The organism is Nocardioides marmorisolisilvae (assembly GCF_003725775.1).
Lineage (GTDB): Bacteria > Actinomycetota > Actinomycetes > Propionibacteriales > Nocardioidaceae > Marmoricola > Marmoricola marmorisolisilvae.
On the sequence record NZ_RJSG01000002.1, the window covers coordinates 836030 to 861693 of the forward strand.

A 25664-nucleotide genomic window follows, 5' to 3' on the forward strand; every position below is an offset into this window, starting at 1 on the left:
CCGGGTGGTTCAGCCGGCTGGAGCGTCGGCGACGTTGAGGCTGAACGCCTTCGTGTTGCTCGTCGCTCCCTTGGTGTACTTCGCGATGAAGATCGCGTTCTCCGCGAACTCCGGAGTCCCGCTGATCTCACCGGTGGCCGGGTCCAGGGTCAGTCCGACGGGCAGGCTGCCGTAGACGATCGACCAGGTGCCACCGGTCGGGGTGGCGGCCAGCGTGGTGCTGTACGCCGTCCCGACCTCGCCGTCGGGGAGCTGGTTCGGCGTGCTGATCACCGGCGAGCCCGGGTCGGAGACGTGCAGCAGGTAGACCTGGTTGTCGCTGGCCCCGGTCGAGGTCTCGGTGAAGGTCACGGTGAAGCCGTAGTCACCGGCCTGGGTCGGCGTACCGGCGAGCAGTCCGCCGGACGACAGCGTGATGCCGGGCGGCAGGTTGCCCTGCTTCACCGACCAGGTACCGGCCAGGCCGGTCTTCGCCAGCTGCTGGCTGTACGCCGTCCCGGTGGTGCCGTCGGGAACGCTGGTCGTGGTGATCACCGGAGCCGCGATGTGCAGCGCGAAGCCCTTGGTGACGAGGTCCCCGGTCGCGGTCTCGGTGAAGCCGATGAAGATCGCGTAGTCGCCGCCGGTGGTCGGCGTACCGGAGAGCGTGCCGGTGTTCTCGTCGAGCGTCAGGCCGTCCGGCAGGTCGAGCGAGGACCAGGTACCCGCGCCGCCGGTCTTGGTGAACGTGACGGAGTACGCCTGTCCGACGTTGCCGGCCGGCAGGGGCGAGGACGTCGTGATGGCCAGCGCCGCGCCGTTCACGGTCAGGCTGAGAGCCTTGAACGCGGTCCGGCCGGTGGAGGTCTCGGTGAACGTCGGGTAGATCCCGAAGGTGCCGGACGCGGTCGGGGTGCCGTGCAGCGACCCGGTGTCGGCGTCGAGCTCGAGACCCGCCGGCAGGCTGTTGTCGGGGACCGACCAGGTGCCGGCGTGACCGGTGTGGGTCAGCGTGGTCGAGTACGGGGACAGCCGCGTTGCCGCCGGCAGCGTCGTCGGCGAGGTGATCGTCGGGTCGGGTGTCACGACCAGGGTCAGCGCCTGGGTGTCCGACAGGCCGCCCGAGGTCTCAGTGTACTTCACGGTGAAGTGCGTGGTGCCACCGGCGGTCGGGTTGCCGGCGAGCTGGCCGGTGTCCGCGTCGAGGTCGATGCCGGCGGGCAGGTCACCCGAGGAGACCGACCAGGTGCCGGGGTCGCCGTTGACCTGGAGAGTCGTCGAGTAGTCGATGCCCTTGTCGCCCTCCGGGAGCGAGGTCGTGGTGATCACCGGGATGTTCGGGTTCACGCCGAGCGACTTCACGCTGATCGTGCGCGAGTAGGCGGTGGCGAGGGTGCTGGTCTTCGGAGCGACGGTGCGCATCTTGTAGGTGCCCGCCGTGGAGTACATGGTCGCCTTGAGCGAGTAGGCGCCGCCGGTCTTGGTCGTCGTGCTGACGACGTTGATCCAGGAGCTGCCGTTCCAGCGCTGCAACCGCACCGTCTTGCCGGACCCGGTGTGCGTCACCGATCCGGAGTAGGTGACCTTGGTGCCGCCGTACGTCGAGGTCGGGCTCGCCTTGATGTAGACCGTGCGCGCCGTCAACGCCTGCGCCGGGCCGACCAGCCCGACGACGACGAGCGTCGCGCCCAGCACGACTGCGAGCGCTGACCAGCGCCTGTACCCCAGAGAAGCCATGAGAGTTCCAATCCTTGTGCCTGCAGAGAGGGAGGGCGTGTGCAGGGCACGCTCTCCGCGACACTAAGCGGAACCGGCGTGACTAGGAAGCACCCAGCCGGTTTCGGGCCGTGTCCAGCGCGGCCGTGCAGCCCGACCACATCTCCTTGATCACCTGCGAGACGGGCAGCACCGTGTCGATCCGGGAGGAGACCTGGCCGGTGTTGGCGACGCTGATGTCCATGTCGCCACCGAAGTAGAGGTCGGTGATCTGGCCCAGCAGCTTGACGTCCTGACCCTCGGTGAGGCGCTCGGTGATCGCGTTGCGCAGCACCCGCATGGTCGGGTTGCCGGGAACGCTGATGAGCACGGTTCCGTCGTCGCCCGCGGCGACGATCGCGTCCTTGAAGTTGCCGTGCACGGTCGCTTCCTCGGTCGCGAGCATCCGGGTGCCCATCTGCACACCCTCGGCGCCGAGCACGAAGGCCGCCGCCATCGAGGTGGCGTCGCAGATGCCGCCCGCCGCGATGATCGGCAGGTCGGTGCGGGACGCGACCAGGGGGAGCAGCACCATCGTCGAGGCGCCGAGCGCACCCTTGAAGCCGCCGCCCTCGACGCCCTCGACGACCAGGCCGTCGACGCCGGCGTCGATCGCCTTCTGGGCAGCGCGCATCGAGCCGACGACTTGGAAGACCGTCATGCCGGCGTCGTGCAGACGGTCGGTGAACAGGGCCGGGTCGCCGGCCGACGAGGCGACGTAGGTGATGCCGGCCTCGGCGATGGTCTCCACGATCGAGGGGTCGTTCTTCCAGCCCTGGATCATCAGGTTCGCGCCGACCGGCTTGTCGGTCAGCTCGCGGACCCGCGCCAGGTCCTCACGGCCCTGCGGGGAGAGCGTCTCGATCACGCCCATGCCGCCGGCCTCGGAGACGGCGGCCGCCAGGGGAGCGTTGGCGATGAACGTCATCGGAGCCTGGACGATCGGGATCTCGACGCCGAGGAGCTGCTGTACGCGGTTGGTCACGCAGCACAGCGTGGCAGATCTGCCGGGTGCACGATCAGGGAGACCAGCACCAGGACGCGTCCGGTGTCCGGGTCCTGGGTAGTCCTGCGACGTGAGGTTGAGGACGGTGTCCAGCCAGCAGCCCGGGTGGCGCCGGATCCGGCGCGGTCGCGGGTTCAGCTATGTCGACGCCTCGGGGGATCCGCTCGATGACGACCAGGTGCAGCGGGTGCGCGAGCTGGTGATCCCGCCGGCCTGGGCGGAGGTCTGGATCTGTCCGTACCCGAACGGGCACCTGCAGGCCGTCGGCACCGACGAGGCCGGGCGGCGGCAGTACCTCTACCACCCGAGCTGGCGGGAGCAGCGCGACCTGGAGAAGTTCGAGCGGGTGGTGCGGCTCGCGCACCGGCTGCCCGGCGTCCGCCGCAAGCTGCGCCACCAGCTGCGCGCCGCGCCCGGCGACGACGACGTCGAGCGGCAGCGCATCCTGGCCGCGGGGGTCCGCCTGATCGACCTCGGGTGCTTCCGGCCCGGTTCGGACGAGTCGGCCGAGGAGTTCGGCAGCCACGGCCTGACGACCCTGGAGCGCCGGCACGTGCGCCGCGAGAACGGGGCGATGGTCTTCGAGTTCGTGGGCAAGGCCGGCATCGAGCACGAGGTGCTGATCGAGGACGCCGACGTCGTCGCGGCGTTGCCGTGGCGCCGCCCGGTCGACGCCCGCCTGCTCGCCTCGAAGGTGGGCCGGCGTTGGCAGCCCGTCTCCGCGGACGAGCTGAACGAGCACATCCGCACGGTGACCAGCCTCGACGTGACCGCGAAGGACTTCCGCACCTGGCACGCGACCGTGACAGCGGCCGTCGCGCTGGCCGACGGTCCCGTGCCGACGTCCGACGCGAAGCGCCGGCGGCGCATCCGCGAAGCGGTCACCGAGGCGTCCGAGCTTCTCGGCAACACCCCGACGGTGGCGCGGTCCTCCTACGTCGACCCGCGCGTCATCGACCTGTTCGAGTCGGGCACGGTGCTCGACCCGGTTCCCCGCGGACCGGACGCCCTGGACCGCGCGGTCGTGCGTTTGCTCGACGGTGGCCGGGGTACCCGAGCGGGGAGCCCGAGGAGGAAACGATGACCACTCCGACCGCACCCGAGCCGGAGATCGTGCCCGGTACGTCCCGCCCGATCCCGGTCCAGCCCGAGGTCCAGCCCAACGGCGACCCCGCCACCCAGCCCGATCCGGAGCCGCAGCCCGAGCATGGCCAGGTATGAGGTCAACGCGGCCGCAGTGGACAAGACCCGCTCGCTGATCGCCGCGCACCAGTACGTGCTGGACAGCGACTGGGGAGAGGTGCAGCCGGGTGCCGAGGACGCCAACACCTTCCTGGAGCGGCACTCGTGGGACGACTACGCGGCTTGGCACCTCGGCCTGACCGAGAGGGCGAACGACGAGACCAAGGCGCGCTACGCGTTCGTCGTCGGCGACTTCCGCCGGGTCCACCGCACCGCGCTGATCGCCTGTGTCTACCGGGCTGCGGAGTGGAGGCACAAGAAGGTCGAGCTCGCCGCGCACCAGCTGCTGCAGGACCTCGACGAGGCCGCCGGGCTCACGGGCTGATCCCGCTGTCCGGCAAGCCCTAGAGTCGGGACATGGAGTCCTACGCTCGCGGCGAAGACAGTCCGGCCCTGCTCGAGGAGACCATCGGGGCGAACTTTGAGCGCGCCGTGGCCGAGCACGGCGACTCCGAAGCGCTCGTCGAGTTCGCGACCGGCAGGCGCTGGACCTACACCGAGCTGAACGACGACGTGAACGCCCTGGCGCGTGGGTTCCTCGAAGCCGGCGTCGCGAAGGGTGACCGGGTCGGCATCTGGGCGCCGAACTGCGCCGAGTGGACGATGGTCCAGTACGCGACGGCCAAGATCGGCGCTGTCCTGGTCACCATCAACCCGGCCTACCGGACCCACGAGCTGGCGTACGTGCTCAACCAGTCAGGCGTCTCGCTGCTGGTCTCGGCGACCGAGTTCAAGACGAGCAACTACCGCACGATGATCGGCGAGGTGCTCGCCGAGACCCCGGTGGAGCGCGTCGTGTTCATCGGCACCGACGGCTGGACCGCGCTGGTCACCGCCGGCGCCGAGCACTCGGGCCTCGCCGACCGGATGGCCGAGCTCGACCCGAACGACCCGATCAACATCCAGTACACCTCGGGCACCACCGGCTTCCCCAAGGGCGCGACTCTCTCGCACCGCAACATCTTGAACAACGGCTTCTTCGTCACCGAGACCATCAACTTCAGCCACGAGGACCGGCTGGCGATCCCGGTGCCCTTCTACCACTGCTTCGGGATGGTGATGGGCAACCTCGGCTGCACCACCCACGGCGCGACGATGGTGATCCCGGCGCCGGGCTTCGATCCGGAGCTCACCCTGCGCGCGGTCGTCGAGGAGCGCTGCACCGGCGTGTACGGCGTACCGACGATGTTCATCGGGATGCAGAACGCGCCGGGCTTCTCCGACCTCGACCTCTCCCACCTGCGCACCGGGATCATGGCCGGCTCGCCGTGCCCGGTCGAGGTGATGAAGCGCTGCATCAACGAGATGAACATGGCCGAGGTTTCGATCGCCTACGGGATGACCGAGACCAGCCCGGTCTCCACCCAGACCCGGGCCGACGACGACCTGGACCGGCGCACGGCGACGATCGGCCGGGTGCACCCGCACGTGGAGATCAAGATCGTCGACGCTGCCGGGAGCACCGTCGAGCGCGGCGAGCCGGGGGAGCTCTGCACCCGGGGGTACTCGGTGATGCTCGGCTACTGGAACGAGCCGGAGAAGACCGCGGAGGCGATCGATGCGGACGGCTGGATGCACACCGGCGACCTGGCGGTGATGCGCGAGGACGGCTACGCGCTCATCGTCGGCCGGATCAAGGACATGGTCATCCGCGGCGGGGAGAACGTGTACCCGCGCGAGATCGAGGAGTTCCTCTACACCCACCCGGACGTCGAGGACGTCCAGGTGGTCGGCGTACCGGACGAGCGGTACGGCGAGGAGCTGTGCGCCTGGGTCCGGCTGCGGGCCGGCGCCGAGCCGCTGACCGCGGAGGCCGTGCGCGAGTTCGCGACCGGCAAGCTGGCGCACTACAAGATCCCGCGCTACGTGCTGGTCGTCGACGAGTTCCCGATGACGGTCACCGGCAAGGTGCGCAAGGTGGAGATGCGCGAGGAGTCGGTCAAGCAGCTCGGGCTCTGAGCAGGACGAATAGCCTTCTCGGGTGCCGCGTTCACCGCTCCCGCTCCGTCACGGGCTGAACGCTGCCTGGGCGCGCACCCCGGACCGGGACCGCGCGGCGCCGGTTCCCTGGGCGACGATCGCGGACTGGCTGCACCACAAGTTCCCCGAGCACGTCGACGTCGACGCGATGCTGGCGGCGAGCCGCTTCGTCTACGACGACGGCACCGCGGTGGGGCAGACGGATCCCTACCGACCGAACACCTTCGTCTGGTTCCACCGCGACCTGCGCGAGGAGGTGCCGGTCCCCGGCACGATCGACGTGCTGCACCGCGACGATCGACTGGTGGTCGTCGACAAGCCGGCGTTCCTCTCCACCATCCCGCGCGGCAACCACGTGCTGCAGAGCGTGGTCGTGCGCCTGCGCGACGAGCTCGGCCTGCCCGAGCTGGCGCCGGTGCACCGACTCGACCGGGTCACCTCAGGGGTGCTGATGTGCACCGTCGAACGTCGCTGGCGCGGGCCGTACCAGTCGATGTTCGAGCACGGGACCGTCACCAAGACCTACCGCGCACTCGCCGGCTGGCGCGAGGACCTCGAGCTCCCACTGACGGTGCGCAACCACATCCAGAAGGACCGCGGCGCCTGGCAGGCCTACGTCGTCGAGGGTGCCCCGGTGAACGCCGAGACCCTGGTCGAGCTGGAGTCACGGGTGGGGGAGCACGCGGTCTACCGGCTGTCGCCGAGGACCGGGCGCACCCACCAGCTCCGGCTGCACCTGAACGGTCTGGGCATCCCGATCGTCGACGACCCGCTCTACCCGGAGGTGCGGGAGGTCGCCGTGGACGACTTCAGCCACCCGCTCCAGCTGCTGGCCAGCGAGATCGCGTTCACCGACCCGGTCGACGGGACCGAGCGCACGTTCGTCTCGGCCCGCCGACTCCCGCTCTAGCCGGCCGGGACGACCCGTACGGCGGTGCCGTAGGCGCAGACCTCGATGCCGGTGCCGCCGTACTCGGTGGTCTCGAAGCGGAAGGCGACGACCGCGTTCGCCCCGAGCGCCTCGGCCTCGGCGGACAGTCGGGCGAGGGCCTCGCGCCGGCAGTCGGTGAGCAGGGAGGTGATGCCCTTGAGCTCGCCGCCGGCCATGGACTTGAAGCCCGCGCCGATGTTCGAGCCGATGTTGCGCGAACGAACGGTCAGCCCGAAGCACTCGCCGTAGGTGTGCTCGACGCGGGACCCCGGGATGTCGTTGCTGGTCACGATGATCATGGTCCGAGCGTAGGGGTAGGTTCCAGGCCATGACCGCAGACTGGCGAGCCGATCAGGTCGACCGCATCCGTGCCCTCATCCTCGAGGCCGACCCGGAGGTCGTCGAGGAGTCCAAGTGGCGCAAGGCGTCCAACCCGGACGGCGTCCCGACGTTCTCGCACTCGGGTCTGATCTGCACGGTGGAGACGTACAAGGACAAGGTCAAGGTGACCTTCGCCAAGGGCGCCTCGCTGCCGGACCCGAGCTCGGTGTTCAACTCCAGCCTCGACGGCGGCACCCGTCGTGCTGTCGACATGCTCGGACCGGACGACCTGGACGAGGACGCGTTCGTCGCGCTGATCCGCGAGGCGGTCGCGCTCAACCTGGGCTGACCGCCCCGACCCGGGCCATACTCGGCCCATGGTCTCCGAGCACGACGAGCTGGCCGGCTACTTCAACCAGTGGTACGCCGACATGGCTGGTGAGACGAATGCGGACGCGATCCAGCAACGGCACCTCGGTCTGCCGCCGGAGCTGCTCTCCACCAGTCTGCTGACCTGGGATGGGATCGGCACGGTCGCCGAGCTGCTCGCCCTCGAGCCGGGGCAGGCCCTCGTCGATCTCGCCTGCGGCCGCGGCGGCTACGGACTCGAGCTGGCCGGCCGGTCCGGCGCGGAGCTGATCGGGATCGACTTCGCCCCGGCGGCGCTCGACGCTGCTCGCGCCCTGGCGGCAGCTCGGGGGCAGAGCGCCGAGTTCCGGGTCGGCGACCTGGTGGCGACCGGGCTCCAGGACGGCAGCGCGGATGCGGTGGTCGTGGTCGACGCCATCCAGTTCCCGGCTGATCCGGCCGCGGCGTACCAGGAGATCGCGCGGATCCTGCGTCCGGGCGGACGGGTCGTCCTGACCTGCTGGGAGGCGCGGGACCGCGGCGACGAGGCGGTGCCGGAGCGGATCCGGAACGTCGACCTGGACGGCGGCCTGAGCGGTGCCGGCCTGCGCGAGGTCCGGGTGGTCGAGCGGTCGGACTGGCGCGAGGTCGAACGCGGGCTCTGGGCCGAGGCCGCGGCACTGGACCCGGGCGGCGATCCGGCGCTGACCTCGTTCCACGACGAGGGCGTCCGGTCGATGGAGACCTTCGAGAAGTTCCGGCGGGTCCTCGGCTCGGCGGTGCGCTGATCCCCGCTCGTGTGAGGACGAGCGGGACCGGGTAACGGCGGTCCATGACCGACCTTGACCTGACCCTGCCGAGCGAGGGCGACGTCGTCGACCTGATCCTCGCGGACCACCGCCGGTTCGAGGAGCTGCTGCGCGACCTGCGCGACTCCACCAGCGACCGCGCGGAGGTGCGGCACGTCTTCGCCACCCTGCACGTCGCCCATGCCGAGGCCGAGGAGGCGGAGGTCTACCCGACGCTGCGGCACGACGACGCCATCGACCAGCACGAGGCCGACCACGGCCGCGAGGAGCACGCGGAGGGCAACCAGGCGCTGCTCGACGTGCTCGAGGTCGCCGACGTGCAGAGCGAGGAGTTCGACGACAAGCTCGAGGAGCTCGCGAAGCTGGTGAACCACCACCTCACCGAGGAGGAGTTGACCATCCTCAACCCCGCGCGCGAGGACGTCGACGTCGACGAGCGCGCTCGTCTGGGTGCCGCGTTCCTCAAGGTGCGCAACGCGCACATCGAGGACAACTGCGGGACGGTCGAGAACCTGCGCGCCGTCGTCGCCGAAGCCCGCGACGAGGGCTTCCTCGACGGCTGATCGGGTATCGGGTACCCGTGAGACGTCCGCTCGCCCTCGCGATCCTGGCGGTCCTGCTGCCGGTGCTGACCGGCTGCGGACTGCGCTCGGGTGCGGCCGTCTCGGAGTCCGGGTGGACCGACAAGGTCGACCAGACCCTCGGCGCGGCCATCAGCAGCCTCGGGACCACCGAGGTGGTGCTGAAGAACCAGGCCAACGGCCACCTGACCCGCAGCTACGTCGTGGTCGCGGTCCGCGACTCCCAGCGCACGCTGGCCAAGGAGGTCCAGACCTTCGGCTCCAAGCAGCCGCCGGCCTCGAAGGTCGCGGACAAGCGCACTGCGATGCGGGCGCTCGGGCACGCGCTGGCGGTGCTCGACTCCGCCAGCAACGCCGCATCGGGGGCTGACATCGCCGCTCGCCGGACGGCGCTGCTCGAGGTCGAGCGGACCTACCAGGAGCTCTCGACGCTGCAGACCAGGCTCACCGGGGGCGGCGGATGAAGAAGCTCCTCTCGCTCGCGCTCGGCATCCTCACCGCTATCGGCGGTTTCGTCGACATCGGCGACCTGGTGGTCAACGCCCAGGTCGGGGCCCGCTTCGACCTGTCGATGGGTCTGGTCGTTGCGGTCGGCGTGCTCGGCATCTGCGTGTTCGCCGAGATGTCCGGGCGGGTCGCGGTGTGCAGCAAGCGACCGACGTTCGACCTGGTCCGCGAACGGCTAGGGCCACGGATGGGGCTGCTCAACCTGGTCGCCTCGCTGATCGTGACCGCGCTGACCTTCGTCGCCGAGATCGGCGGCGTCGCGCTGGCACTGGCACTGATCTCCTCGGTGAACCCGCTGCTGATCGTCCCGCTCGTCGGCCTGATGGTGTGGCTGGTGCTGTGGCGGGCGAAGTTCTCCCTGATGGAGAACGTCCTCGGCCTCCTCGGTCTGGCACTGATCGTCTTCGCCGTCGCGCTCTGGAAGCTCGGCCCGGACTGGGGCGACCTGGGCCACCAGATGTTCACCGCGGCCAAGCCGGGTGACGAGACGTGGACGACCTACGCCTACTACGCGGTGGCGCTGTTCGGCGCCGCGATGACGCCGTACGAGGTGTTCTTCTTCTCCTCCGGCGGGGTCGAGGAGGGATGGGAGGAGAAGGACCTCTCGACCATGCGCGCCAACGTCTTCGTCGGCTTCCCACTCGGTGGTCTGCTCTCGTTGGCGATCGCCGGGTGTGCCTCGACGCTGTTCGGACCGCTGGGCGTCGACGTCGCCTCGCTCAGCCAGGTCGCGCTGCCGGTCGGCGTCGCGCTGGGCAAGATCGGCCTGGCCGTCGTGCTCGTCGGGTTCGTCGCGGCCACGTTCGGCGCCGCCTGCGAGACCGGCCTGTCGACCGGCTACTCCCTCGGCCAGTACTTCGGCTGGCAGTGGGGCAAGTACGTGAAGCCGGGCGGGGCCACCCGGTTCCACCTCGTGCTCGTCGTCGCTACGTTCCTCGCCGTCGGGATCCTGATGACCGGCGTGGACCCGATCCTGGTCACCGAGGCCTCGGTCGTCGGGTCGGCGGTCGCGCTGCCGCTGACCTACTTCCCGATCCTGGTCGTCGCCAACGACAAGGACTACATGGGCGAGCACATCAACGGGCCATTGGCCAACGCCCTCGGCACCGTCTACCTCGTGCTCGTGGTGCTGGCCGCGGTCGCGGCACTGCCGCTGCTCGTGATCACCGGGATGGGGTCGTGATGGACGACCGGTTCGCGATGGACAACCGCCTCGACGGCCAGGCGCTCGACGCGGCCCTGCACCTGCTGGACCGGCAGGTGATCGACGAGGACGGACTGCTGGTCTGCAAGGTCGACGACCTGGAGATCTCCTTCTACGACTTCGGCTCGCCGCCGGCGGTGACCCGGATCCTGACCGGGCCCGCTGCCCTGGTCCCGCGGATGTCGAGCCGCACCGGTCACCTGCTGCGCAAGCGCTGGATCAGCCTGGGTGTCCAGTACGCCGACCGCGACGTCCCGCTGGCGATCTCGCTGGACCACGTCGTGCACCTCGGCTCGGGCGTCCACCTCGACGTCTCGCGCGAAGGACTCCTGGACCGGCAACCGCCGCCGGACGACGGGGTCCGGATCCGGCGCCTGGGCGAGCTCCTCGGGATGAAGGTCGAGTCGAACCACCCCGAGCTGCGCGGCAAGGTGCTCGACGTGCGCCTGGAACCGGTCGAGGGCCGGTACCTGTTGCGGCACTTCGTGGTCGGCCCCGGACGGCCCGGTTCGCTGCTCGGCTACGACCGCGGCGACTTCAACGGACCCTGGTTGGTGGCCGTGGTGGTCGAGCGGCTGCACCGACACATCCGGCTCGCCTCCTGTGCGAACGTGTCGGAAGCCGACATCGACTGGGACGCAGGCGTGGTCCACCTGCGCGAGGACACCACCGTCGATGACGTCTCGTTCGACTGACCGGCTGTCGGAGTGACCGGTCAGTGGTCGTCGTCGGAGCTCGTCGCCGGTCCCTGCTCGGTCGCGCCACCCTCGGTCGACCAGTCGCCGCCGGGCTCGTCGTCGTGTGCGGGGTCGGAGACGGTGTCGGGGTCTGCTCCGTCGGGGTCGATGCCCCGTTCCACGTCCGGATTGCCTGTCTCACTCATGGGCCCCACGTACCCGCGCCGGGAGCGGCCATGCGACCGAGGTCACGCGTCCGACGTGCATGGCCGGCACGGGAACCGGGCACCAAGCGGGGGGAGGTTCAGCATGCTCGACACCATCGTCTTCGACGTCGACGGGACACTCGTCGACTCCAGCTACCTGCACCTGCGCGCCTGGACCCGGGCGTTCAGCGACGTCGGCGTCTGGGTCCCGACCTGGCGCCTGCACGCGTGCATGGGCATGGGCGGAGACCACCTGGTCGCCGCTGCGGCCGGGGACGCGGTCGAGAACGCGGTCGGCGACGAGATCCGTGACCGCTGGCGCACGGGCTACGGCGAGCTCATCGACGAGGTCCGGCCACTGCCCGACGCGCTGGCCGTGCTCGAAGCCTGCCGCCGTTCCGGGTTGGCGGTCGTGCTGGCCACCTCGGGCAACCAGGACCACGTCGGCCGGACGCTGGAGATCCTCGGCGCCGGTCACGACGAGTACCCCGTGGTGAACAGCGCCGACGTCGCGTCGACCAAGCCCGCGGGTGACCTCGTCGAGCGGGCGCTGGACGTCGTCCACGGCAACACAGCCGCCATGGTCGGGGACACCGTGTGGGACGTGCAGGCCGGCGACGCGGTGGGCGTCCCGGTGATCGGTGTGCTCACCGGTGGCGTCAGCCGCGCTGCGCTCCACGACGCCGGGGCGATGCGGGTCTTCGCCGACGTCGCGGCCGTGCGCGAGGCGCTGCCGGACCTGCTCGCGGTGTTCGGGAGCTCCCCGGTCAGCACCGTGCGCTGATCCGACCGCGTCCGGCCCGGTCGAGGTTTGAGCACCGGGCGAAAGCGGGTAGGAATGAGGGGCGTTGCTGACGCGGGTCCAATCTGTGGCCCGAGGCGTCAGAGTTGTCAGGAGCACCCTCATGGAGCCGGCCATCGCCGATCCGCACGTTCCGTCCCGTCCGCGCTCATCCGACCCGGACCGCCCCGGTCGCGCCGACCGAACCCGCGAGCTCTTCGAACGAGCCCGCACCTGCCGCGGCGATCATCGCGCGGCGCTGCACGACGAGATCGTCGAGCTCAACATCGGCGTCGCCGATGCGCTCGCGTCCCGCTACGCCCGCCGCGGGCTCGATCCCGAGGACCTGTGCCAGGTGGCACGGCTGGCCCTTGTCAAGGTCGTCCCGCTGTTCCGTCCCGAGTTCGGGAAGGACTTCCTCGCCTACGCCGTTCCGAGCATCCTCGGCGCGATCCGCAAGCACTTCCGCGACGCCGGGTGGACCGTTCGTCCCCCCAGGCGGGTCCAGGAGGCGCACCAGCTGATCTCCCGGGTCCGACCGGACCTGGTGCAGCGCCTCGGGCGGGAGCCCACCGTGGCCGAGCTGGTCGCCGAGACCGGCCTGGAAGAGGACACCCTGCTGGAGTCGCTCGAGGTGAACGACTGCTACTCGCCGGTGTCCCTGGACGGCAGCATCCGTCCGGGACCGGACCAGCCCGAGCAGAGCCTGGGTCAGGTCGTCGGGCACGAGGACCCAGAGTTCGACCGGTCCGAGGCTCGGGCCATCCTCGAGCCGCTGCTGGCACGGCTCGCCCCGCGCGACCGCCGGGTGGTGGAGCTGCGCTTCGTGCAGGGGCTCACCCAGCGCGAGGTCGGCGAGCGGATCGGTGTCAGCCAGATGCAGGTCTCGCGGATCCAGACCCGGATCCTGGACACCTTGCGCGGCCAGATCGGTGACCTGGGGGAGACCTCGACCCTCTCGGTCGTGCACACGCACGGCGCAGCCTAAGAACTCCGGGAACGTCGAAGCCGCTCGTCCCCCGGTGGGGACGGGCGGCTTCGACATCGGGCGACGTCCTAGAGGATGTCTTCGACCTTCTCCTGGACCTTGTCCTTGACGTCCTCGACCTTGTCCTTCACCGAGGCCTTGGTCTGATCGGCCTTGCCCTCCGCCTTGAGGTCGTTGTCGTCCATCGCAGCGCCGGCGGCTTCCTTGCCCCGGCCGGCGATGTCCTGCGCCTTGTTCTCGATGCGGTCCTCGAGACCCATGGGTACCTCCTCGTGTTGGTGTCCCCTGGTCGTTACCCGGGATCGGGAGGTGCATCCGTGAGGGTTGTCACTCCTCGCAGCGTTTCCGGCGGGCGCACGGTCAGACGGGCATCGGTGGCTACTCGGGCAGCGAACCGTTCTCGACCAGCTGGTCGGCGACCAGGCGCAGCTTGATGTTCTTGTCCTGGGAGTAGCGCAGCAGTACCGCGAACGCCTTGTCCGGGGTGAGGTCGTAGCGCTCCATCAGGATGCCCTGCGCCTGACCGATCCGCTTGCGGGCGTCCACCGCCTGCCACAGGTGCCGCTCCTTGCGGGCTGCTCCGATCGCGACCGCGGCGTGCCGGGCGATCACGTGCGCGACCGCCTGGTCGTCGGCGCTGAACTGGTGCGGGTTCCTGCCGTACAGGTTCAAGGTCCCGATGACCGAGGCGGTGGTGTAGAGGCGGACGTTGAGCAGGCTGCGCACGCCGGCGCGGGCCACCATGTCGGCCCAGGCCGGCCAGCGTCGGTCGGTGGTGGTGTCGTCGACGATGATGCTGAGCACGTCGCCGAGGGCGGAGAAGTCCGGTCCCTGACCGGTCTCCACCTGGATCTCGTCGAGCCTCTCGATCAGCGGGTCGGTCGCCGCGACGGTCTCCACGCGGGTCTTGGAGTGCACGAAGATCACGCCGGCGTAGTCGGCGCCCACCGCCTTCAGGGCGTACTCGAGGACGAGGTCGACGGTCTCCTCGACCCCGGGTTCGTCGTGCAGGCGCAGGGCCATCTCGGCGAACTCTTCGGCGTCACGGTACGAGGGCACGGCTTGGATCTCCTGGGCGAGGATGGTACGCCCGGGCTGAGCGGGCGTGCGCGAGCAGGGGGAGGGGACAGCGGGGCGGGCTCGGGGTCAGCCGAGCTCCGGCGGCGGAACCCACGAAGGTTCGGACTCGAACCGTGGAGACGTGGCGAAGGCCATCGACCGTTCTCCCGTTGCGCAGGGGATCCGCTGGCCAGCTGCATGACCTGGATCCGTGACGTGCTGCGCACATACTGGCACGCCCGGTCCCCGCTTCGACGCAAGGTGCCCGAAATGGTCGCCGCGTGTGAGGCGAGGGAGATCGGGCACTGGACGTCCATGACGAACCTGCACGCAGTTGCCCTGGTCTGCACCCTGACGAAGTCGCCCGGATCCTCGAGCTCGCAGCTGCTCGCGGAGCAGGTTCTCGAGCAGCTCGCTGAGCACGAGTGCTCCGGCGAGGTGGTCCGCGTCGTCGACGAGCACATCGCGTTCGGGGTGAGCGCCGACGAAGGCGAGGGCGACGGCTGGCCGGCCCTGCGCGAGAAGGTGCTGGCCGCCGACATCGTGGTGATCGCGACTCCCATCTGGATGGGACAGCCCTCCTCGGTGTGCAAGATGGCGCTCGAGCGTCTTGACGCCGAGCTCAGCGAGACTGATCCGGAGGGTCGGCCGAGCATGTTCGGGAAGGTGGCGGCGATGGCTGTCGTCGGCAACGAGGACGGGGCGCACCACGTGACGGCCGAGGTCTCCCAGGCCCTGCTCGACGTGGGCTTCAGCATCCCGGCGCAGGCGGTGACGTACTGGGTCGGGGAGGCGATGGGCTCCACCGACTACCAGGACCTCGACAAGACGCCCGAGAAGACCGCGGGCACCACCCGAACCCTGGCGGCGAACGCGGCGCACCTGGCGCGAATGCTGCGCGCAGCCAACTACCCCGTCCCGACCTGAGCGGGACGCCCTGCGGAGGTGGCACTGACGGTCGTTTCGTCCTCCAGGGCACGGGTACCGCACCGTCACGAACCTCGAGGAGGACCAACATGCCCCGTGGACAGTGGAGCGCCAAGCGTGAGCGCCAGTACGAGCACATCAAGGACGGCCTCGAGGACCGCGGCCGCGCCGAGGACGTGGCCGAGGAGATCGCGGCCCGCACGGTCAACAAGGAGCGCGCCCGCCACGGCGAGTCCGAACAGGCAAGTCGGACGTCGACCGAGGACATCTCCTCAGGACGGCGTGGCGGGCTGCGCTCCCACCGGGGTTCAGGTGGCCGAACCTTCGATCAGCTGTACGAGGAGGCCAAGGAGAAGAACGTCCGTGGCCGGTCGAAGATGAACAAGGCCCAGCTCGAGAAGGCGGTCGGGCGCCGGTCGTCCTGATCCGCACCTCGTCGGGTCACGGTCTCCCTCCCGGCTGCGCCCTCGCTCGGATCGGTCAGGAGCCGGCGCGGAACCAGGTCGCGGTCACGGACTTTCCGGGGTTCCCGGGACTGGTGGTCCACCGGTGCGCCAGCTCGTCGACGATCGCCAGGCCGCGACCGTCCAGGTCGTCGTAGGCAGCGGTGCGCGGGGTCGGCCAGCCGGGAGCGTCGTCGGCGACCTTGAGGTCGACCCGGCGGGCGTCGGCGCGCAGATCCACGTCGATATGGCCGGCGCCGGCCCGCACCGAGTTGGTGACCAGCTCGCTGACCACCAGGACCACGTCGCCGGTCCACGCCTCCGCGTGGCCCGCAAGGGCGGCCTCCAGCTGTCCGATCACGAACGACCGGGCACTGGCCGGTGCCTTGAGGTCTCCGGAGAAGCGCCGCTTCATCGTTCCGGCTCCCAGCGGATCGCGAGGATGGCGATGTCGTCGGAGGCGTTCGGACTGCGCAGCTTCTGCAGTGCGTGGTCGACCATCTCCTCAACCGGCGAGCCGCTGACCGGGGTCATCGTGTCCGCCAGGCGCTGCAATCCGGTGTCGATCCCCTCGCCACGACGCTCCACCAGTCCGTCGGTGAAGCAGAACAGCGTCGAGCCGGGGGTCATCGTGAACCGCGTCGAGTGGTACGTCGCCGCCCCAGCACCCAGCGGAAGGCCCGGCTTGACCTGCACGAACTCGCGGGCCCCGGGGGAGATCAGCAGCGGCGTCGGGTGCCCGGCGCTGGCGACCGTCATCTCACCGGTCCGGGCGTTGCCGATACCGACCAGCGCGGTGGTGATGTGCCCGTCGGTGGAGATGTCGAACTGGCGTGAGCACTTCTCCAGCGCCACCGCGGGCGGATCGCCGTCGAGCAGGTAGGCCCGTGCCGTGAACCGCGCGTGCGCCATCACGGCCACGGCATCGACGCCGCGTCCGGACACGTCGCCGACGACGAACGCGAACTGGTCCTCGTCCAGGCCGATGATCGAGTACCAGTCGCCGCCGATGTCGATCCCCTGGGTGCCGGCGACGTAGCGGGAGGCGATCTCCAGGTTCGGCACGTCCGGGTTCACGTGCGGGAGCAAGGCTCGTTGGAGGCGGACGAAGAGGTCGCGCTGCTCGCCGTACAGGGAGTCGACGCGCTCGTAGAGACCGGTGATCGTCGCGGTGTCTGCCTCGGCCTCCTGACGGCGGCGGACCAGCTGGAAACCGCTGCGCGCCGCCACCAGGCTCAGCAGCAGCCCGACCAGCAGGACGATCAACGGCAGCCGCTGGCCCAGCGTCGAGCCGAGGTGGCGCCGCGGCTGGGTCACGAGCGTGAGTTCGGAGTCGCCGAACGGGATCGTGACGCTGGCTGTCTGCCCGTCCAACGGCAGCGAACCCGGTCGCACGTCGGTCGTCGAGAGGTTCGCGGCCGTGGGAGTGCGCCCGAAGTAGATGGCGTAGTGCACGTCGGCGAAGGCGGAGTCCTTGTCGACCGGCGCCCGGCGACTCGCCGGCAGCGCGCGCTCGCCGTAGACGACGTACCCGGTGGTCGGACTCGCCAGCGCGTAGGCCACGAAGAGGCGATCGCCCTTCTTCACCGACCGAACCGTGAAGGTCTTCGCAGTGAAGGCCTTGGCGAGGTAGGCCTGGGTGCTACTGGCGGGCAGCGCGGGCCTCGCGCCGACCGAGGCCATCCGGGTCAACCCGCTGCCGGAGCGGTGCCACAGCGAGGCCGAGCTGAAGACCCGGTCCGGGCCGACCGAGCCAGCCATCAGCTGGCCGAACGCGGGACCCTGATCGGAGCGCGAGACCACCTGCTGGGCATCCAGCGCGGTGCTCAGCGGCTGCTGGATCAGCAGGATCGCGGTCGAGAGCACGGCGGCTGCCTGTCGCGTCTGCACCTGGAGCAGTCGGTCCTCGGAGCTGTGGTCGACGCGAGCGGCGGCCCAGGTTCCGGTGGCGGTGAGCACCAGGCAGGCGGCGGCGATGAGCGCCGCGGCTCGTCGTGGATTGCGGCCGCGGTTGTCGTCCGAGGAGTCGAGGGCTCTCTGCTCGGTACGTCGCGGCGAACGCGGCTCGACGCCCGGGCGGTCCGGGGCAGGCGCACGCATGACCGGTGGGGGCGTCGAGGGCTTGGCCTGCGTGCTCGCCACGGATCAGGCCTCTGCCTCGAAGGCCTGCGCGAGTCCACTGACCTCGAGCACCCGGGCCACGACCTCGGGCACGTGGGTCAGGCGCACCTTCCCGCCGCGCTCGCGGATCTGGTTCCGGATCCGCACCAGGGTGCCGAGGCCGCTGGAATCGATGAAGCTCACCCCGCCGAGGTCGATCTCGACGTCGGTGGCGGCGGAGTCGACGCAGTCGCGGGCCGCGGCGAGGAACTCCTCGACGCAGGCGATGTCGACCTCTCCGGAGACGGTGAGGGTGCAGCCGCCCTCAGGCGTCACGCCGGTGGTGAACTCAGGCATCCGCGCTCCCGAAACTGAAAGGGGTGCTCCGACTCGCTTCTGAATCCCACCCCTGGGTCGCTCAACGACCCTAGTGCAGGTCGGTTACGACGCGCCTCAGCCCAGGTAACCCTCGACCTCGCCCGCCGGCCGGGTGCTCGCCGCGTCGGGGTCTCCGCCTGAGGCGCGCAGCGCCTGGCGCTGCCGGAGGAGGTCCCAGGCCTGGTCCAGCTGGACCTCCAGGTCGCGGAGGCGCGCCTGCTCCTCGGCCGGTTCGATCTCGTGGTTCTGCAGCTGGGTGCGCAGCTCGTGCTCCTGGGCGACCAGGTCCGAGATCTGCTCGTGGATGCCACGGTCAGTCGTCATGGCGTCGAGTATTCGCCTGCCGTGCGAGGCGCGCTACTGGCGACAGCTGGCGAAGACGTCGTCGAGCAGCCGGCCGCCCGGCTCGCGCCCGACCTCGCGGAACCACTCGCGGCCCAGCACGCGCCGGGCGACAGGCCCGGGCAACCGGTGCAGCAGGGTGACCGTGCGGAAGCCGGAGCTCCCGCCCTGCTGACTCGCGTGCGCGGCCAGTCCCTGGATCTTGGCGGCGACGTAGGGACGGACGTCGATCTTGTGGGTGAGCTCCGGCCGGGGGAGGTAGGAGTCGCGCATCCTGGCGAGGTCGATCGGCGGCGAGCCGGGCACCGCGTGCACCAGCCGGGCGCCGGCGACGATCAGGGCGCGGTCGACCGTGGCCTCGAGCAGGGCGACGCCGGTCGTGGCGGCCGCGGCGCGCGCGACGTGGTGGACGTGGACGTGGTCCGGGTGCCCGTAGCCCCCGGACGGGTCGTAGCCGGTCAGGACGTCCGCGGACTCCTGCTCGAGAACTGCGGCGAGGGCGGCGCTCGGCTCGGTCACTCCGACAGATCCGAAGGTCCCGTCGGGGAAGCCGAGGTGCACCACGCGCGCCGCACCGAGGCGCTCGGCGGCATCCTCGAGCTCCTCCAGACGCCTCCGGCCCAGCTCCGCATGGGTGCCGTGCTCGGCGTCGGCGAGACCGGCCGAGCCGTCGGTCGCGGTGACCAGGACGACGCGGTGACCCTCGGCCGCAGCACGCGCGATGGTGCCGCCCATCAGCAGCGACTCGTCGTCGGGATGGGCGTGGAACGCGACCAGGGTGAACGGCACGAGCCCAGCATGCATCGCTGCACGGCCTGACCGTTCATCGCTGTCAGCGAGCAGTCAGGTGCCGAGCCGCATGGTTCAGGTATCGGGCAGCGAAGCTCGCGAGGAGGGGCGGATGGACGTCGGAGGGAAGTCGTCGCTGAGGTGGTTGCACCTCGTCGCAGGCACGGTGGTCGCTCTCCTCGGCTGCGGCCTGATCGGCCTGCTGCCACGGTTCGTCGGTGCCTCCTGGGTGGCCATCGGATCCACCCTCGGGGCTGTCCCGCCGTTGGTCCTCTGTGGCCTCGTGCTGCTGTGGTTCGCCGGTCTGCTGGTGCACGTTCCCGTGCTGCGGGCCGCGATGCCGGGCCTGACGACGCGGCAGGCTCTCACGCTGAACCTGTCCGGCTCCGCGGTCTCGAACGTCTTGCCGGTCGGGGGCCCGGCCGGGATGGGTCTCGGCTACGCCATGGCGCGCAGCTGGGGCTTCGGTTCGGACCGGTTCGCGTCGTACACGGTCTCGACGAACCTGTGGAACGCCCTCGGGAAGTTCGTCGTCGGCCTCACCGTGCTCGCGACCGCTGCGCTGCTCGACCAGCGCCTTCCGTCCGGTCTGGGCGCGGTCGTGATCGGGGCGAGCGTCTTCATCTCCGTGTCTGCCGGTCTGGCCGCGTTGGTCCTGCGCACCGAGGGCGCGACGGCCGCGGCCGGGCGACGGCTGGACCGGTTCCGGCGTCGGCTCCGGCCACGGGAGAACCCGGTCGCGGCCTCCGAGTGGCTGCTCAACGGTCGTGCCGAGCTCGTGACCGCCGTGCGGGCCGGGTGGCGACGGATGAGTGCCGGAGTGCTGCTCTACCTGGCTCTGCAGGCCAGCCTGATGTTCGCCTGTCTCGCGGCCGTCGGCGCAGGCGCGCCGATCACGGTCGTGCTCATCGCCTTTGCCATCGAGCGCCTCATCAGTCTCGCGCCGATCACTCCCGGCGCCTCCGGAGTCGCGGAGCTGGGAACGGTCGCTGCGCTGCACTCCTTCGGCGTCGACCCCGTCCATGCCGCCGCTGGGGTCCTGCTGTACCGCATCCTGATGTTCGCGATCGAGATCCCGGTCGGCGGGACGATCGCCCTCTCCTGGCTGCGCGGCCACCGCAGACGGCGCGCCGCCGAGGCTCAGGCCGCACTCGTCATAGAGCCCGATCGCGCGCGGACCGAGGTGGCGGCATGAGGATCCTGCACGTCACCGACACGTTCCTGCCCCGGGTCGGGGGGATCGAGCTGCACGTCGCCGACCTCGCCGCTCGTCAGCGAGCGGCCGGGCACGAGGTGCTCGTCCTGACCGGGGAGCCGATGCTCGCCGACGGGAGTGCGGAGCCAGGGGTGCCCGTCGCGCGGGTGGAGCTCGGGATCACCGGGGCCGGCGCCGGCGTCGCAGTCGGGCCGGTGATCGCCGGTTTCCAGCCCGACGTGCTGCACGCCCACCTCACCGTCGGCTCGCCGTTCACCTGGGCCGTGCTGCGCAGCACGAAGGGGGTCCCGGCGATGGCCAGCGTGCACTCGTTGCTGCCCGCAGTCCCGCGTCTTCTCCGGACCGGCATCGGGCTGATCGGGCTTCCGACGTCCCGGATGTCCTTCACCGGAGTCAGCGAGGTCGCTGCCGCGCGGCTCCGTCCGGCACTGCCTCCGGGCGTTCCGGTCCGGGTCCTGCACAACGGGATCGACCCGTCGGCGTGGCAGGTCCGGCACGTGCCGACGGGGGAGTTCTCGATCCTCTCCGTCGGTCGGCTGGCTCCCCGCAAGCGGCCGCTGGTGCTGGTCGAGGCGCTCGCGCGGCTCGCGTCCTTGGTGCCTGACCTGTCGTGGCGCGCCACGTTCGTCGGCGACGGGCCCCAGAGGCGTGCGGTTGCCAAGGCGGTCCGGGCGCACGGCCTGCAGGACCGCGTCACGCTCGTCGGGGCCCAGTCCCGGGACGAGATCCGTCGCCACCTCGCCGGTGCCGACGTGCTGGTCGCGCCCGCCACCCTGGAGTCGTTCGGGATCGCGGCGCTCGAGGCCCGGTGCGCCGGCGTACCGATCGTCGGGATGGCGGCCAGCGGGGTCACCGAGTTCGTCACCGACGGTGTCGAAGGTCTGCTCGCCGACTCCGACGACGACCTCGCGCGGTGCCTGGCGCGGCTGGCGGCAGACCCGGAGCTGCGGACGACGATCCGTCACCACAACGTGACGACCCCGGTCGCGATGACCTGGGAACGCGTGCTCGCGGAGCACGATGCTGTCTACCGGTCGGTTCTCGAACCGGTCGTCGTCCGCGCGATGGGCAAGCGGCGGCCGACACCTCGCCTGGCCTAGGAGCCGGCTTCCCAGATCGCCCACTCCAGGTCCCGGGTGAGCGCGCCGGCGTTGGCGAGGGCGAGCACCGCCGCCACCTCGGACTGGTTGTTCTGGCGGTGGAACGCGTCCTCGTCGGTGAACACCTCGAGCACCACGAACGTGTCCGGGTCGGTGAGGCTCCGGGTGGTGTCGAAGTGCAGAACGCCGGGCAGGGCGCGGCTGGGCGCCTCCACGGCTGCGATCCGGCGCGCCATCTCCTCGGTGTGCTCGGGGTGGCACTGCACGCTGAAGCGGGCGAAGAGCATCGGACCTCCTAGGCCGGCAGTCGGACCAGGAACCGGCACCCGGGCGACTCGTTCACGACCTGCACCATCCCGTGGTGCGCCTCGACGATGCCCTTCACGATCGCCAGGCCCAACCCGGCGCCGGTGCCGTGCTGCTGGTCGACCTCCGGCGTGCGGGCACTCGTGCCGCGCCAGGCGACGTCGAAGACGCGGTGCAGGTCCTCGTCCGGGATCCCGCCGCAGGCGTCGGTCACCGCGAGCTCGACGGTGTTCTCGACCACGCGGCCGGTGATGGAGACGACGCCGTCGGTGGGGGTGTGCCGGATCGCGTTGGTGACCAGGTTGGCCACCACGCGCGAGAGCCCGGCGGGATCGGCGTTGACCATCGCCCCGGGCTCGACCATGCCCCCGAGCCGTACGCCGGCAGCGCGGGCGACCGGGTCGGCTCCGGCGATCGCCTCGGACACGATGTCGCCGAGGTCGACGTTCTGCAACGAGACCTGGAGGACCCCGGCATGGATCCGGGACAGCTCGAAGAGGTCGTCGACCATCCGCACCATCCGGTCGACCTCGGAACGCATCTGTCGGTGGTAGCGGGTCGGGTCCTCGGCCATCCCGTCCTCGAGCGCCTCGGTCATCGCACGCAGTCCGGCCAGCGGGCTGCGCAGGTCGTGCGAGACCCAGGCGACGAGCTCACGCCGCGAGGTCTCCAGCATCTCCTCGCGCTCCCGGGAGTCCCGCAGCTTCTCCGCGGTGCGGGCCAGCTCGGCGGACAACGCCTGCAGCTCGGCCGGACCGGTGGTGGAGGCGGCGTACTCGCCGGTCTCGCCGAACCTGCGGGCATTTTCGCGCAGAGCGTCCGAGCCACGCACCACCGAGGAGGAGACGACGAACGAGAAGAACACGGCGACGAGCCCCGCGACCAGGCAGACCAGCAGTACGACGCCGCGGTCGTGGCTGGAGAGGAACATCGCGTCGGCGGTCCCGATCACCCCGGCGATCACGCCGCCGACCGCGACCAGGGCGACCAGGGCGACCAGCCAGCGCAGCGAACGCGCGGCGATCACCCGGCTGACGACGAGACCGGCCGCACCGACCGCTGCGGTCCAGCCAGCCGCGATCAGGACGATGTCGACCTGGTCGCGGGTCATGCCTCACCCCGGGCGGTGCCCGCAGCCGCGGCGATGGTCTCGGCCGCGTCCCAGCGGTAACCGACGCCCCACACGGTCACCAGACGGACCGGGCGGGTGGGGTCGTCCTCCACCTTCTCCCGCAACCGGCGCACGTGCACCGTCACGGTCGAGTGGTCGCCGAAGGACCAGCCCCAGACCTCCTGGAGCAGCTCCTCCCGTGAGTAGGCACGCCCCGGGTTCGAGAGCAGGAACCGGAGCAGGTCGAACTCGCGGACCGTGAGCTGGAGCGCCCGGTCGCCGAGCATCGCGGTGTGCTGGTTCTCGTCGACCACCAGGTCGCCGTCGACCAGCACCTCGCCCCGCGGCTTGGTCCGCTCACCGGCCCGCCGCAGCACCGAGTCCACGCGGAGCACCAGCTCCCGGGGGCTGAACGGCTTGGTCACGTAGTCGTCCGCACCGCGCTCGAGCCCGACCACCCGGTCGGCCTCGCTGCCCAGTGCGGTCAGCATGATCACCGGCACGTCGCGCTGCTCGCGCAGCCGACGGCAGACCTCGAGCCCGTCGATGCCCGGGAGCATGAGATCCAGCACGACCAGGTCGGCGGGGTCCTCGCGCATCGCCTTCAGAGCAGCCTCGCCGGTGTCGACATCGGCCACCTCGTGCCCGCCGGCACGCAGGTAGGAGACCGCGACCTCGCGCACCGTGTGGTCGTCGTCGACGACAAGAATCTTGGCCACGTTCCCACGCTAGGGCGTCGGAAGCGTCAACGGCCACGATCCTTCTTACGGACCTGTAACGAGCCGGAATCCCACGTCACCGGCACGTAAGCGATGACGTCTTCCGGTACCGCGGATCCGGGAGCAGGATCGCAATCAGCCGGAGGTGCCGGCGCAGGAGTGAGGTGGAGTCATGTTCATCCAGGTGATGCAGGCGAAGTGCTCGCGGGCCGCCGAGGTGCGCGCGTTCGCTGAGAAGTGGAGCCAGGACGTCGCCGAAGGCTTTCTCGGGGGCACGTTCGGCGTGACCGACGACGGACAGTTCCTCGGGATCGTCCGTTTCACGTCGGCCGATGCTGCGGCGGCCAACTCGGCCCGGCCCGAGACCGATGCCCTGTCCCAGGAGTTCGCCGGGCTGATGGACGGTCCGATCGACTTCGCGGACTACGACGACGTCAGCCAGTTCCTCGACGGCGGCTCGGACGACGCCGGGTTCGTCCAGGTGATCCGCGGCAAGGTCGGCGACGCGGCCCAGGCCAAGGCGGTCGTGGCGGCCGGCGACGAAGGTGAGCTGAAGGCGATGCGCCCCGAGATCATCGGCGGGTCCTTCGCGATCGCGGCGGACGGCAGCTTCACGCAGACCGTCTACTTCACCAGCGAGGAGAGCGCTCGCCAGGGGGAGCAGCAGGAACCGCCGGCCGATGTCCGCGACGCGATCCAGGAGATGATGGCGGGCGCGTCGTTCTACGACCTGCGCAGCCCCTGGTTCGAGAGTGCGAGCTGATCCCGATGGGCTTCTACGGGGACCACGTGGTCCCGCGGATCGTCAACGTCGCGTGCGGTAACAAAGAACTCCGCCAGTACCGCGACCGCGTCTGCGCCGGGCTTTCCGGCGAGGTGATCGAGGTCGGGTTCGGCTCCGGCCTGAATGTGCCGTCCTACCCGGCCTCGATCGCCCGGGTGACCGCGATCGAGCCGGCCGACCTGGGGTGGCGTCTCGCGGCGGACCGGTTGGCCGCCTCCGACGTCCCCGTGGAGCGTGCCGGGTTGGACGGCCAGTCCCTGCCGTTCGAGGACGACACCTTCGACAGCGCCGTCTCGACCTGGACCTTGTGCACGATCCCGGACGCCGGCCAGGCGCTGCGCGAGCTGCGTCGTGTTCTCAAGCCGGGCGGCACCCTGCACTTCGTCGAGCACGGCCTGGCGCCGGACGAGGGCGTGCAGACCTGGCAGCACCGTCTGGAACCGCTCAACAAGCGGATCGCGGGCGGGTGCCACCTGAGCCGGCCGATCGCGGACCTCGTGACGGGCGCCGGGTTCACGATGAAGGAGCTCGACGAGTTCTACGCACCGGGCGCGCCCAAGCCGATGTCGGCCTTCAAGATCGGGGTCGCGGCCGCCTAGTGCGGAACGGGCTCGCCGTCCGGTCGGACGGCGAGCCACAGGCCGCCGTACTCGCGCACGTCGTGGCACAGCACCTGGTACTTGCCCTCGTGGGCGTAGAAGTACAGCGGGTGGCCGGCGTAGGTGACCTGGGTGCTGCCGTCCTTGCGTCGCGTGGTGCCCAGCAGCGCCTCGCGGGTGCCCTTCCTCGCGCGGGGAAGCCCCTTCGTCAGCACTGGCGGCCACGCCTCGGCGCAGTCCCCGTAGCAGCGCGGTGACCGGCCGTGTTCCTTGTCGAACAGGTAGATCGGCTGTCCGCCGGCGTCGTACAGCATCGTCCCGTACTGGCTGTCGGCGCTGATCACGACCGTTCCCGTGCGGGCGGGTCTCGCGGTCACCGACGGGGCCGGCGTCGAGGGCTGCGTCGAGGGCTTCGTCGCGGTAGGCCCAGGTGTCCGCGGAGCTGACGCGGTCCGGTCGTCCTCGGTCCCGCACGC

General features: G+C 70.6%; 34 protein-coding genes. 19 read left to right on the top strand and 15 right to left on the bottom strand.

Annotation, left to right across the window (positions count from 1 at the left end; genetic code table 11):
- Window positions 1–9: 9 nt before the first annotated feature.
- Both EFL95_RS07900 and EFL95_RS07905 read right to left on the bottom strand, forming a co-directional pair.
- Window positions 10–1716, bottom strand: a complete 1707-nt coding sequence (locus EFL95_RS07900; RefSeq protein ID WP_123233466.1) for a putative Ig domain-containing protein — start codon at window positions 1714–1716, stop codon at window positions 10–12.
- A gap of 82 nt (window positions 1717–1798) precedes the next feature.
- Entirely contained in the window at window positions 1799–2719 is a 921-nt protein-coding gene (locus EFL95_RS07905) for an NAD(P)H-dependent flavin oxidoreductase (RefSeq protein ID WP_123233467.1), read from the bottom strand.
- A 106-nt stretch (window positions 2720–2825) separates the two neighbouring features.
- On the opposite strand from EFL95_RS07905, the gene EFL95_RS07910 reads away from it, so the two are divergent.
- The 5 genes from EFL95_RS07910 to EFL95_RS07925 all read left to right on the top strand — a co-directional run bounded on the left by EFL95_RS07910 (window position 2826) and on the right by EFL95_RS07925 (window position 6872).
- Window positions 2826–3824 (top strand): DNA topoisomerase IB, encoded by a 999-nt coding sequence (locus EFL95_RS07910; RefSeq protein ID WP_246004849.1) that lies wholly within the window; start codon window positions 2826–2828, stop codon window positions 3822–3824.
- The gene (locus tag EFL95_RS19475; protein ID WP_183407088.1) at window positions 3821–3961 is read left to right on the top strand and encodes a hypothetical protein; all 141 of its coding nucleotides are present in this window, start codon (window positions 3821–3823) and stop codon (window positions 3959–3961) included. The genes EFL95_RS07910 and EFL95_RS19475 overlap by 4 nt, the downstream gene beginning before the upstream one ends.
- The gene (locus EFL95_RS07915) at window positions 3948–4307 is read left to right on the top strand and encodes a hypothetical protein (protein ID WP_123233469.1); all 360 of its coding nucleotides are present in this window, start codon (window positions 3948–3950) and stop codon (window positions 4305–4307) included. The genes EFL95_RS19475 and EFL95_RS07915 overlap by 14 nt, the downstream gene beginning before the upstream one ends.
- 32 nt (window positions 4308–4339) lie before the next feature.
- The gene (locus EFL95_RS07920) at window positions 4340–5941 is read left to right on the top strand and encodes an AMP-binding protein (RefSeq protein ID WP_123233470.1); all 1602 of its coding nucleotides are present in this window, start codon (window positions 4340–4342) and stop codon (window positions 5939–5941) included.
- A 118-nt stretch (window positions 5942–6059) separates the two neighbouring features.
- Window positions 6060–6872, top strand: coding sequence for a pseudouridine synthase (locus EFL95_RS07925; protein WP_425463966.1), 813 nt, complete (start codon window positions 6060–6062; stop codon window positions 6870–6872).
- On the opposite strand, the gene EFL95_RS07930 is transcribed toward EFL95_RS07925, so the two are convergent.
- Window positions 6869–7192: a YbjQ family protein gene (locus EFL95_RS07930; protein ID WP_123233472.1), complete on the bottom strand. Its 324-nt coding sequence runs from the start codon at window positions 7190–7192 to the stop codon at window positions 6869–6871. The two genes, EFL95_RS07925 and EFL95_RS07930, sit on opposite strands and share 4 nt — an antisense overlap.
- A 29-nt stretch (window positions 7193–7221) precedes the next feature.
- On the opposite strand from EFL95_RS07930, the gene EFL95_RS07935 reads away from it, so the two are divergent.
- Genes EFL95_RS07935 through EFL95_RS07960 form a run of 6 tightly spaced genes read left to right on the top strand, consistent with a single transcriptional unit; the run spans window position 7222 to window position 11358 of the window.
- On the top strand, window positions 7222–7563 hold the full coding sequence (locus EFL95_RS07935; protein WP_123233473.1) for a DUF1801 domain-containing protein: 342 nt from the start codon (window positions 7222–7224) through the stop codon (window positions 7561–7563).
- 28 nt (window positions 7564–7591) lie between these two features.
- Window positions 7592–8350, top strand: coding sequence for a class I SAM-dependent methyltransferase (locus EFL95_RS07940; protein ID WP_123233474.1), 759 nt, complete (start codon window positions 7592–7594; stop codon window positions 8348–8350).
- Window positions 8351–8394: 44 nt separating this feature from the next.
- Complete coding sequence (locus EFL95_RS07945) at window positions 8395–8934, top strand: hemerythrin domain-containing protein (protein WP_123233475.1); 540 nt, start codon at window positions 8395–8397, stop codon at window positions 8932–8934.
- Between the two features lie 17 nt (window positions 8935–8951).
- Complete coding sequence (locus EFL95_RS07950) at window positions 8952–9416, top strand: hypothetical protein (RefSeq protein ID WP_123233476.1); 465 nt, start codon at window positions 8952–8954, stop codon at window positions 9414–9416.
- A complete protein-coding gene (locus EFL95_RS07955; RefSeq protein ID WP_123233477.1) occupies window positions 9413–10642 on the top strand; it encodes an NRAMP family divalent metal transporter in 1230 nt (409 codons plus the stop codon). The genes EFL95_RS07950 and EFL95_RS07955 overlap by 4 nt, the downstream gene beginning before the upstream one ends.
- Window positions 10642–11358, top strand: a complete 717-nt coding sequence (locus tag EFL95_RS07960) for a hypothetical protein (RefSeq protein ID WP_123233478.1) — start codon at window positions 10642–10644, stop codon at window positions 11356–11358. Before EFL95_RS07955 ends, EFL95_RS07960 begins: the two co-directional genes overlap by 1 nt.
- Before the next feature lie 20 nt (window positions 11359–11378).
- Here EFL95_RS07960 and EFL95_RS19480 read toward each other — a convergent pair whose 3' ends face one another.
- Window positions 11379–11546 carry a hypothetical protein gene (locus tag EFL95_RS19480; protein WP_183407089.1) on the bottom strand — a complete coding sequence of 56 codons (168 nt, stop codon included), beginning with the start codon at window positions 11544–11546 and terminating at the stop codon, window positions 11379–11381.
- Window positions 11547–11649: 103 nt separating this feature from the next.
- Here EFL95_RS19480 and EFL95_RS07965 point away from each other — a divergent pair, with 103 nt between their 5' ends.
- The gene (locus EFL95_RS07965; RefSeq protein WP_183407090.1) at window positions 11650–12330 is read left to right on the top strand and encodes an HAD family hydrolase; all 681 of its coding nucleotides are present in this window, start codon (window positions 11650–11652) and stop codon (window positions 12328–12330) included.
- 121 nt (window positions 12331–12451) lie between these two features.
- Window positions 12452–13315: a sigma-70 family RNA polymerase sigma factor gene (locus EFL95_RS07970; protein ID WP_123233480.1), complete on the top strand. Its 864-nt coding sequence runs from the start codon at window positions 12452–12454 to the stop codon at window positions 13313–13315.
- A 68-nt stretch (window positions 13316–13383) separates the two neighbouring features.
- Here the strand turns inward: EFL95_RS07970 and EFL95_RS07975 are convergent, their stop codons facing one another.
- Together EFL95_RS07975 and EFL95_RS07980 are read right to left on the bottom strand one after the other, a co-directional pair.
- Entirely contained in the window at window positions 13384–13575 is a 192-nt protein-coding gene (locus EFL95_RS07975; RefSeq protein ID WP_123233481.1) for a CsbD family protein, read from the bottom strand.
- Between the two features lie 118 nt (window positions 13576–13693).
- Window positions 13694–14374 carry a GAF and ANTAR domain-containing protein gene (locus tag EFL95_RS07980; protein WP_246004850.1) on the bottom strand — a complete coding sequence of 227 codons (681 nt, stop codon included), beginning with the start codon at window positions 14372–14374 and terminating at the stop codon, window positions 13694–13696.
- Window positions 14375–14689: 315 nt separating this feature from the next.
- Between EFL95_RS07980 and EFL95_RS07985 the strand changes: the two genes are divergently transcribed.
- Window positions 14690–15301, top strand: a complete 612-nt coding sequence (locus tag EFL95_RS07985; RefSeq protein ID WP_123234859.1) for a flavodoxin family protein — start codon at window positions 14690–14692, stop codon at window positions 15299–15301.
- Between the two features lie 89 nt (window positions 15302–15390).
- Window positions 15391–15726 carry a plasmid stabilization protein gene (locus EFL95_RS07990; RefSeq protein ID WP_123233482.1) on the top strand — a complete coding sequence of 112 codons (336 nt, stop codon included), beginning with the start codon at window positions 15391–15393 and terminating at the stop codon, window positions 15724–15726.
- A gap of 55 nt (window positions 15727–15781) precedes the next feature.
- On the opposite strand, the gene EFL95_RS07995 is transcribed toward EFL95_RS07990, so the two are convergent.
- The 5 genes from EFL95_RS07995 to EFL95_RS08015 form a co-directional block, all read right to left on the bottom strand.
- Window positions 15782–16159: an ATP-binding protein gene (locus tag EFL95_RS07995; RefSeq protein ID WP_123233483.1), complete on the bottom strand. Its 378-nt coding sequence runs from the start codon at window positions 16157–16159 to the stop codon at window positions 15782–15784.
- Window positions 16156–17886, bottom strand: coding sequence for a PP2C family protein-serine/threonine phosphatase (locus EFL95_RS08000; RefSeq protein ID WP_148045011.1), 1731 nt, complete (start codon window positions 17884–17886; stop codon window positions 16156–16158). The genes EFL95_RS07995 and EFL95_RS08000 overlap by 4 nt, the downstream gene beginning before the upstream one ends.
- Before the next feature lie 3 nt (window positions 17887–17889).
- Entirely contained in the window at window positions 17890–18201 is a 312-nt protein-coding gene (locus tag EFL95_RS08005) for an STAS domain-containing protein (protein WP_123233485.1), read from the bottom strand.
- A gap of 96 nt (window positions 18202–18297) precedes the next feature.
- Complete coding sequence (locus tag EFL95_RS08010) at window positions 18298–18546, bottom strand: DUF2630 family protein (RefSeq protein WP_123233486.1); 249 nt, start codon at window positions 18544–18546, stop codon at window positions 18298–18300.
- Between the two features lie 33 nt (window positions 18547–18579).
- A complete protein-coding gene (locus tag EFL95_RS08015; protein ID WP_246004851.1) occupies window positions 18580–19353 on the bottom strand; it encodes a PIG-L deacetylase family protein in 774 nt (257 codons plus the stop codon).
- A gap of 112 nt (window positions 19354–19465) precedes the next feature.
- On the opposite strand from EFL95_RS08015, the gene EFL95_RS08020 reads away from it, so the two are divergent.
- Both EFL95_RS08020 and EFL95_RS08025 read left to right on the top strand, forming a co-directional pair.
- Window positions 19466–20548, top strand: a complete 1083-nt coding sequence (locus tag EFL95_RS08020) for a lysylphosphatidylglycerol synthase transmembrane domain-containing protein (RefSeq protein WP_183407091.1) — start codon at window positions 19466–19468, stop codon at window positions 20546–20548.
- Window positions 20545–21669: a glycosyltransferase family 4 protein gene (locus EFL95_RS08025; protein WP_123233488.1), complete on the top strand. Its 1125-nt coding sequence runs from the start codon at window positions 20545–20547 to the stop codon at window positions 21667–21669. The genes EFL95_RS08020 and EFL95_RS08025 overlap by 4 nt, the downstream gene beginning before the upstream one ends.
- Here EFL95_RS08025 and EFL95_RS08030 read toward each other — a convergent pair.
- Genes EFL95_RS08030 through EFL95_RS08040 form a run of 3 tightly spaced genes read right to left on the bottom strand, consistent with a single transcriptional unit; the run spans window position 21666 to window position 23805 of the window.
- Window positions 21666–21956 (bottom strand): putative quinol monooxygenase, encoded by a 291-nt coding sequence (locus EFL95_RS08030; RefSeq protein ID WP_123233489.1) that lies wholly within the window; start codon window positions 21954–21956, stop codon window positions 21666–21668. The genes EFL95_RS08025 and EFL95_RS08030 overlap by 4 nt on opposite strands.
- A gap of 8 nt (window positions 21957–21964) precedes the next feature.
- A complete protein-coding gene (locus EFL95_RS08035) occupies window positions 21965–23086 on the bottom strand; it encodes a sensor histidine kinase (RefSeq protein ID WP_123233490.1) in 1122 nt (373 codons plus the stop codon).
- The gene (locus EFL95_RS08040) at window positions 23083–23805 is read right to left on the bottom strand and encodes a response regulator transcription factor (protein WP_123233491.1); all 723 of its coding nucleotides are present in this window, start codon (window positions 23803–23805) and stop codon (window positions 23083–23085) included. Before EFL95_RS08040 ends, EFL95_RS08035 begins: the two co-directional genes overlap by 4 nt.
- Before the next feature lie 172 nt (window positions 23806–23977).
- Between EFL95_RS08040 and EFL95_RS08045 the strand changes: the two genes are divergently transcribed.
- Both EFL95_RS08045 and EFL95_RS08050 read left to right on the top strand, forming a co-directional pair.
- The gene (locus tag EFL95_RS08045; protein WP_123233492.1) at window positions 23978–24568 is read left to right on the top strand and encodes a hypothetical protein; all 591 of its coding nucleotides are present in this window, start codon (window positions 23978–23980) and stop codon (window positions 24566–24568) included.
- Window positions 24569–24573: 5 nt separating this feature from the next.
- Window positions 24574–25188, top strand: coding sequence for a class I SAM-dependent methyltransferase (locus EFL95_RS08050; RefSeq protein WP_123233493.1), 615 nt, complete (start codon window positions 24574–24576; stop codon window positions 25186–25188).
- On the opposite strand, the gene EFL95_RS08055 is transcribed toward EFL95_RS08050, so the two are convergent.
- Window positions 25185–25532 (bottom strand): COG4315 family predicted lipoprotein, encoded by a 348-nt coding sequence (locus EFL95_RS08055; RefSeq protein WP_246004852.1) that lies wholly within the window; start codon window positions 25530–25532, stop codon window positions 25185–25187. The genes EFL95_RS08050 and EFL95_RS08055 overlap by 4 nt on opposite strands.
- Between the last annotated feature and the right edge of the window lie 132 nt (window positions 25533–25664).

Bases quoted from the DNA above. Each gene is read 5' to 3' on its own strand.
- EFL95_RS07900 (WP_123233466.1), bottom strand. From the start codon at position 1,716: ATGGCTTCTCTGGGGTACAGGCGCTGGTCAGCGCTCGCAGTCGTGCTG.
- EFL95_RS19475 (WP_183407088.1), top strand. From the start codon at position 3,821: ATGACCACTCCGACCGCACCCGAGCCGGAGATCGTGCCCGGTACGTCC.
- EFL95_RS07915 (WP_123233469.1), top strand. From the start codon at position 3,948: ATGGCCAGGTATGAGGTCAACGCGGCCGCAGTGGACAAGACCCGCTCG.
- EFL95_RS07920 (WP_123233470.1), top strand. From the start codon at position 4,340: ATGGAGTCCTACGCTCGCGGCGAAGACAGTCCGGCCCTGCTCGAGGAG.
- EFL95_RS07930 (WP_123233472.1), bottom strand. From the start codon at position 7,192: ATGATCATCGTGACCAGCAACGACATCCCGGGGTCCCGCGTCGAGCAC.
- EFL95_RS07935 (WP_123233473.1), top strand. From the start codon at position 7,222: ATGACCGCAGACTGGCGAGCCGATCAGGTCGACCGCATCCGTGCCCTC.
- EFL95_RS07940 (WP_123233474.1), top strand. From the start codon at position 7,592: ATGGTCTCCGAGCACGACGAGCTGGCCGGCTACTTCAACCAGTGGTAC.
- EFL95_RS07945 (WP_123233475.1), top strand. From the start codon at position 8,395: ATGACCGACCTTGACCTGACCCTGCCGAGCGAGGGCGACGTCGTCGAC.
- EFL95_RS07955 (WP_123233477.1), top strand. From the start codon at position 9,413: ATGAAGAAGCTCCTCTCGCTCGCGCTCGGCATCCTCACCGCTATCGGC.
- EFL95_RS07960 (WP_123233478.1), top strand. From the start codon at position 10,642: ATGGACGACCGGTTCGCGATGGACAACCGCCTCGACGGCCAGGCGCTC.
- EFL95_RS19480 (WP_183407089.1), bottom strand. From the start codon at position 11,546: ATGAGTGAGACAGGCAATCCGGACGTGGAACGGGGCATCGACCCCGAC.
- EFL95_RS07965 (WP_183407090.1), top strand. From the start codon at position 11,650: ATGCTCGACACCATCGTCTTCGACGTCGACGGGACACTCGTCGACTCC.
- EFL95_RS07970 (WP_123233480.1), top strand. From the start codon at position 12,452: ATGGAGCCGGCCATCGCCGATCCGCACGTTCCGTCCCGTCCGCGCTCA.
- EFL95_RS07975 (WP_123233481.1), bottom strand. From the start codon at position 13,575: ATGGGTCTCGAGGACCGCATCGAGAACAAGGCGCAGGACATCGCCGGC.
- EFL95_RS07985 (WP_123234859.1), top strand. From the start codon at position 14,690: ATGACGAACCTGCACGCAGTTGCCCTGGTCTGCACCCTGACGAAGTCG.
- EFL95_RS07990 (WP_123233482.1), top strand. From the start codon at position 15,391: ATGCCCCGTGGACAGTGGAGCGCCAAGCGTGAGCGCCAGTACGAGCAC.
- EFL95_RS07995 (WP_123233483.1), bottom strand. From the start codon at position 16,159: ATGAAGCGGCGCTTCTCCGGAGACCTCAAGGCACCGGCCAGTGCCCGG.
- EFL95_RS08005 (WP_123233485.1), bottom strand. From the start codon at position 18,201: ATGCCTGAGTTCACCACCGGCGTGACGCCTGAGGGCGGCTGCACCCTC.
- EFL95_RS08010 (WP_123233486.1), bottom strand. From the start codon at position 18,546: ATGACGACTGACCGTGGCATCCACGAGCAGATCTCGGACCTGGTCGCC.
- EFL95_RS08020 (WP_183407091.1), top strand. From the start codon at position 19,466: ATGGACGTCGGAGGGAAGTCGTCGCTGAGGTGGTTGCACCTCGTCGCA.
- EFL95_RS08025 (WP_123233488.1), top strand. From the start codon at position 20,545: ATGAGGATCCTGCACGTCACCGACACGTTCCTGCCCCGGGTCGGGGGG.
- EFL95_RS08030 (WP_123233489.1), bottom strand. From the start codon at position 21,956: ATGCTCTTCGCCCGCTTCAGCGTGCAGTGCCACCCCGAGCACACCGAG.
- EFL95_RS08035 (WP_123233490.1), bottom strand. From the start codon at position 23,086: ATGACCCGCGACCAGGTCGACATCGTCCTGATCGCGGCTGGCTGGACC.
- EFL95_RS08045 (WP_123233492.1), top strand. From the start codon at position 23,978: ATGTTCATCCAGGTGATGCAGGCGAAGTGCTCGCGGGCCGCCGAGGTG.
- EFL95_RS08050 (WP_123233493.1), top strand. From the start codon at position 24,574: ATGGGCTTCTACGGGGACCACGTGGTCCCGCGGATCGTCAACGTCGCG.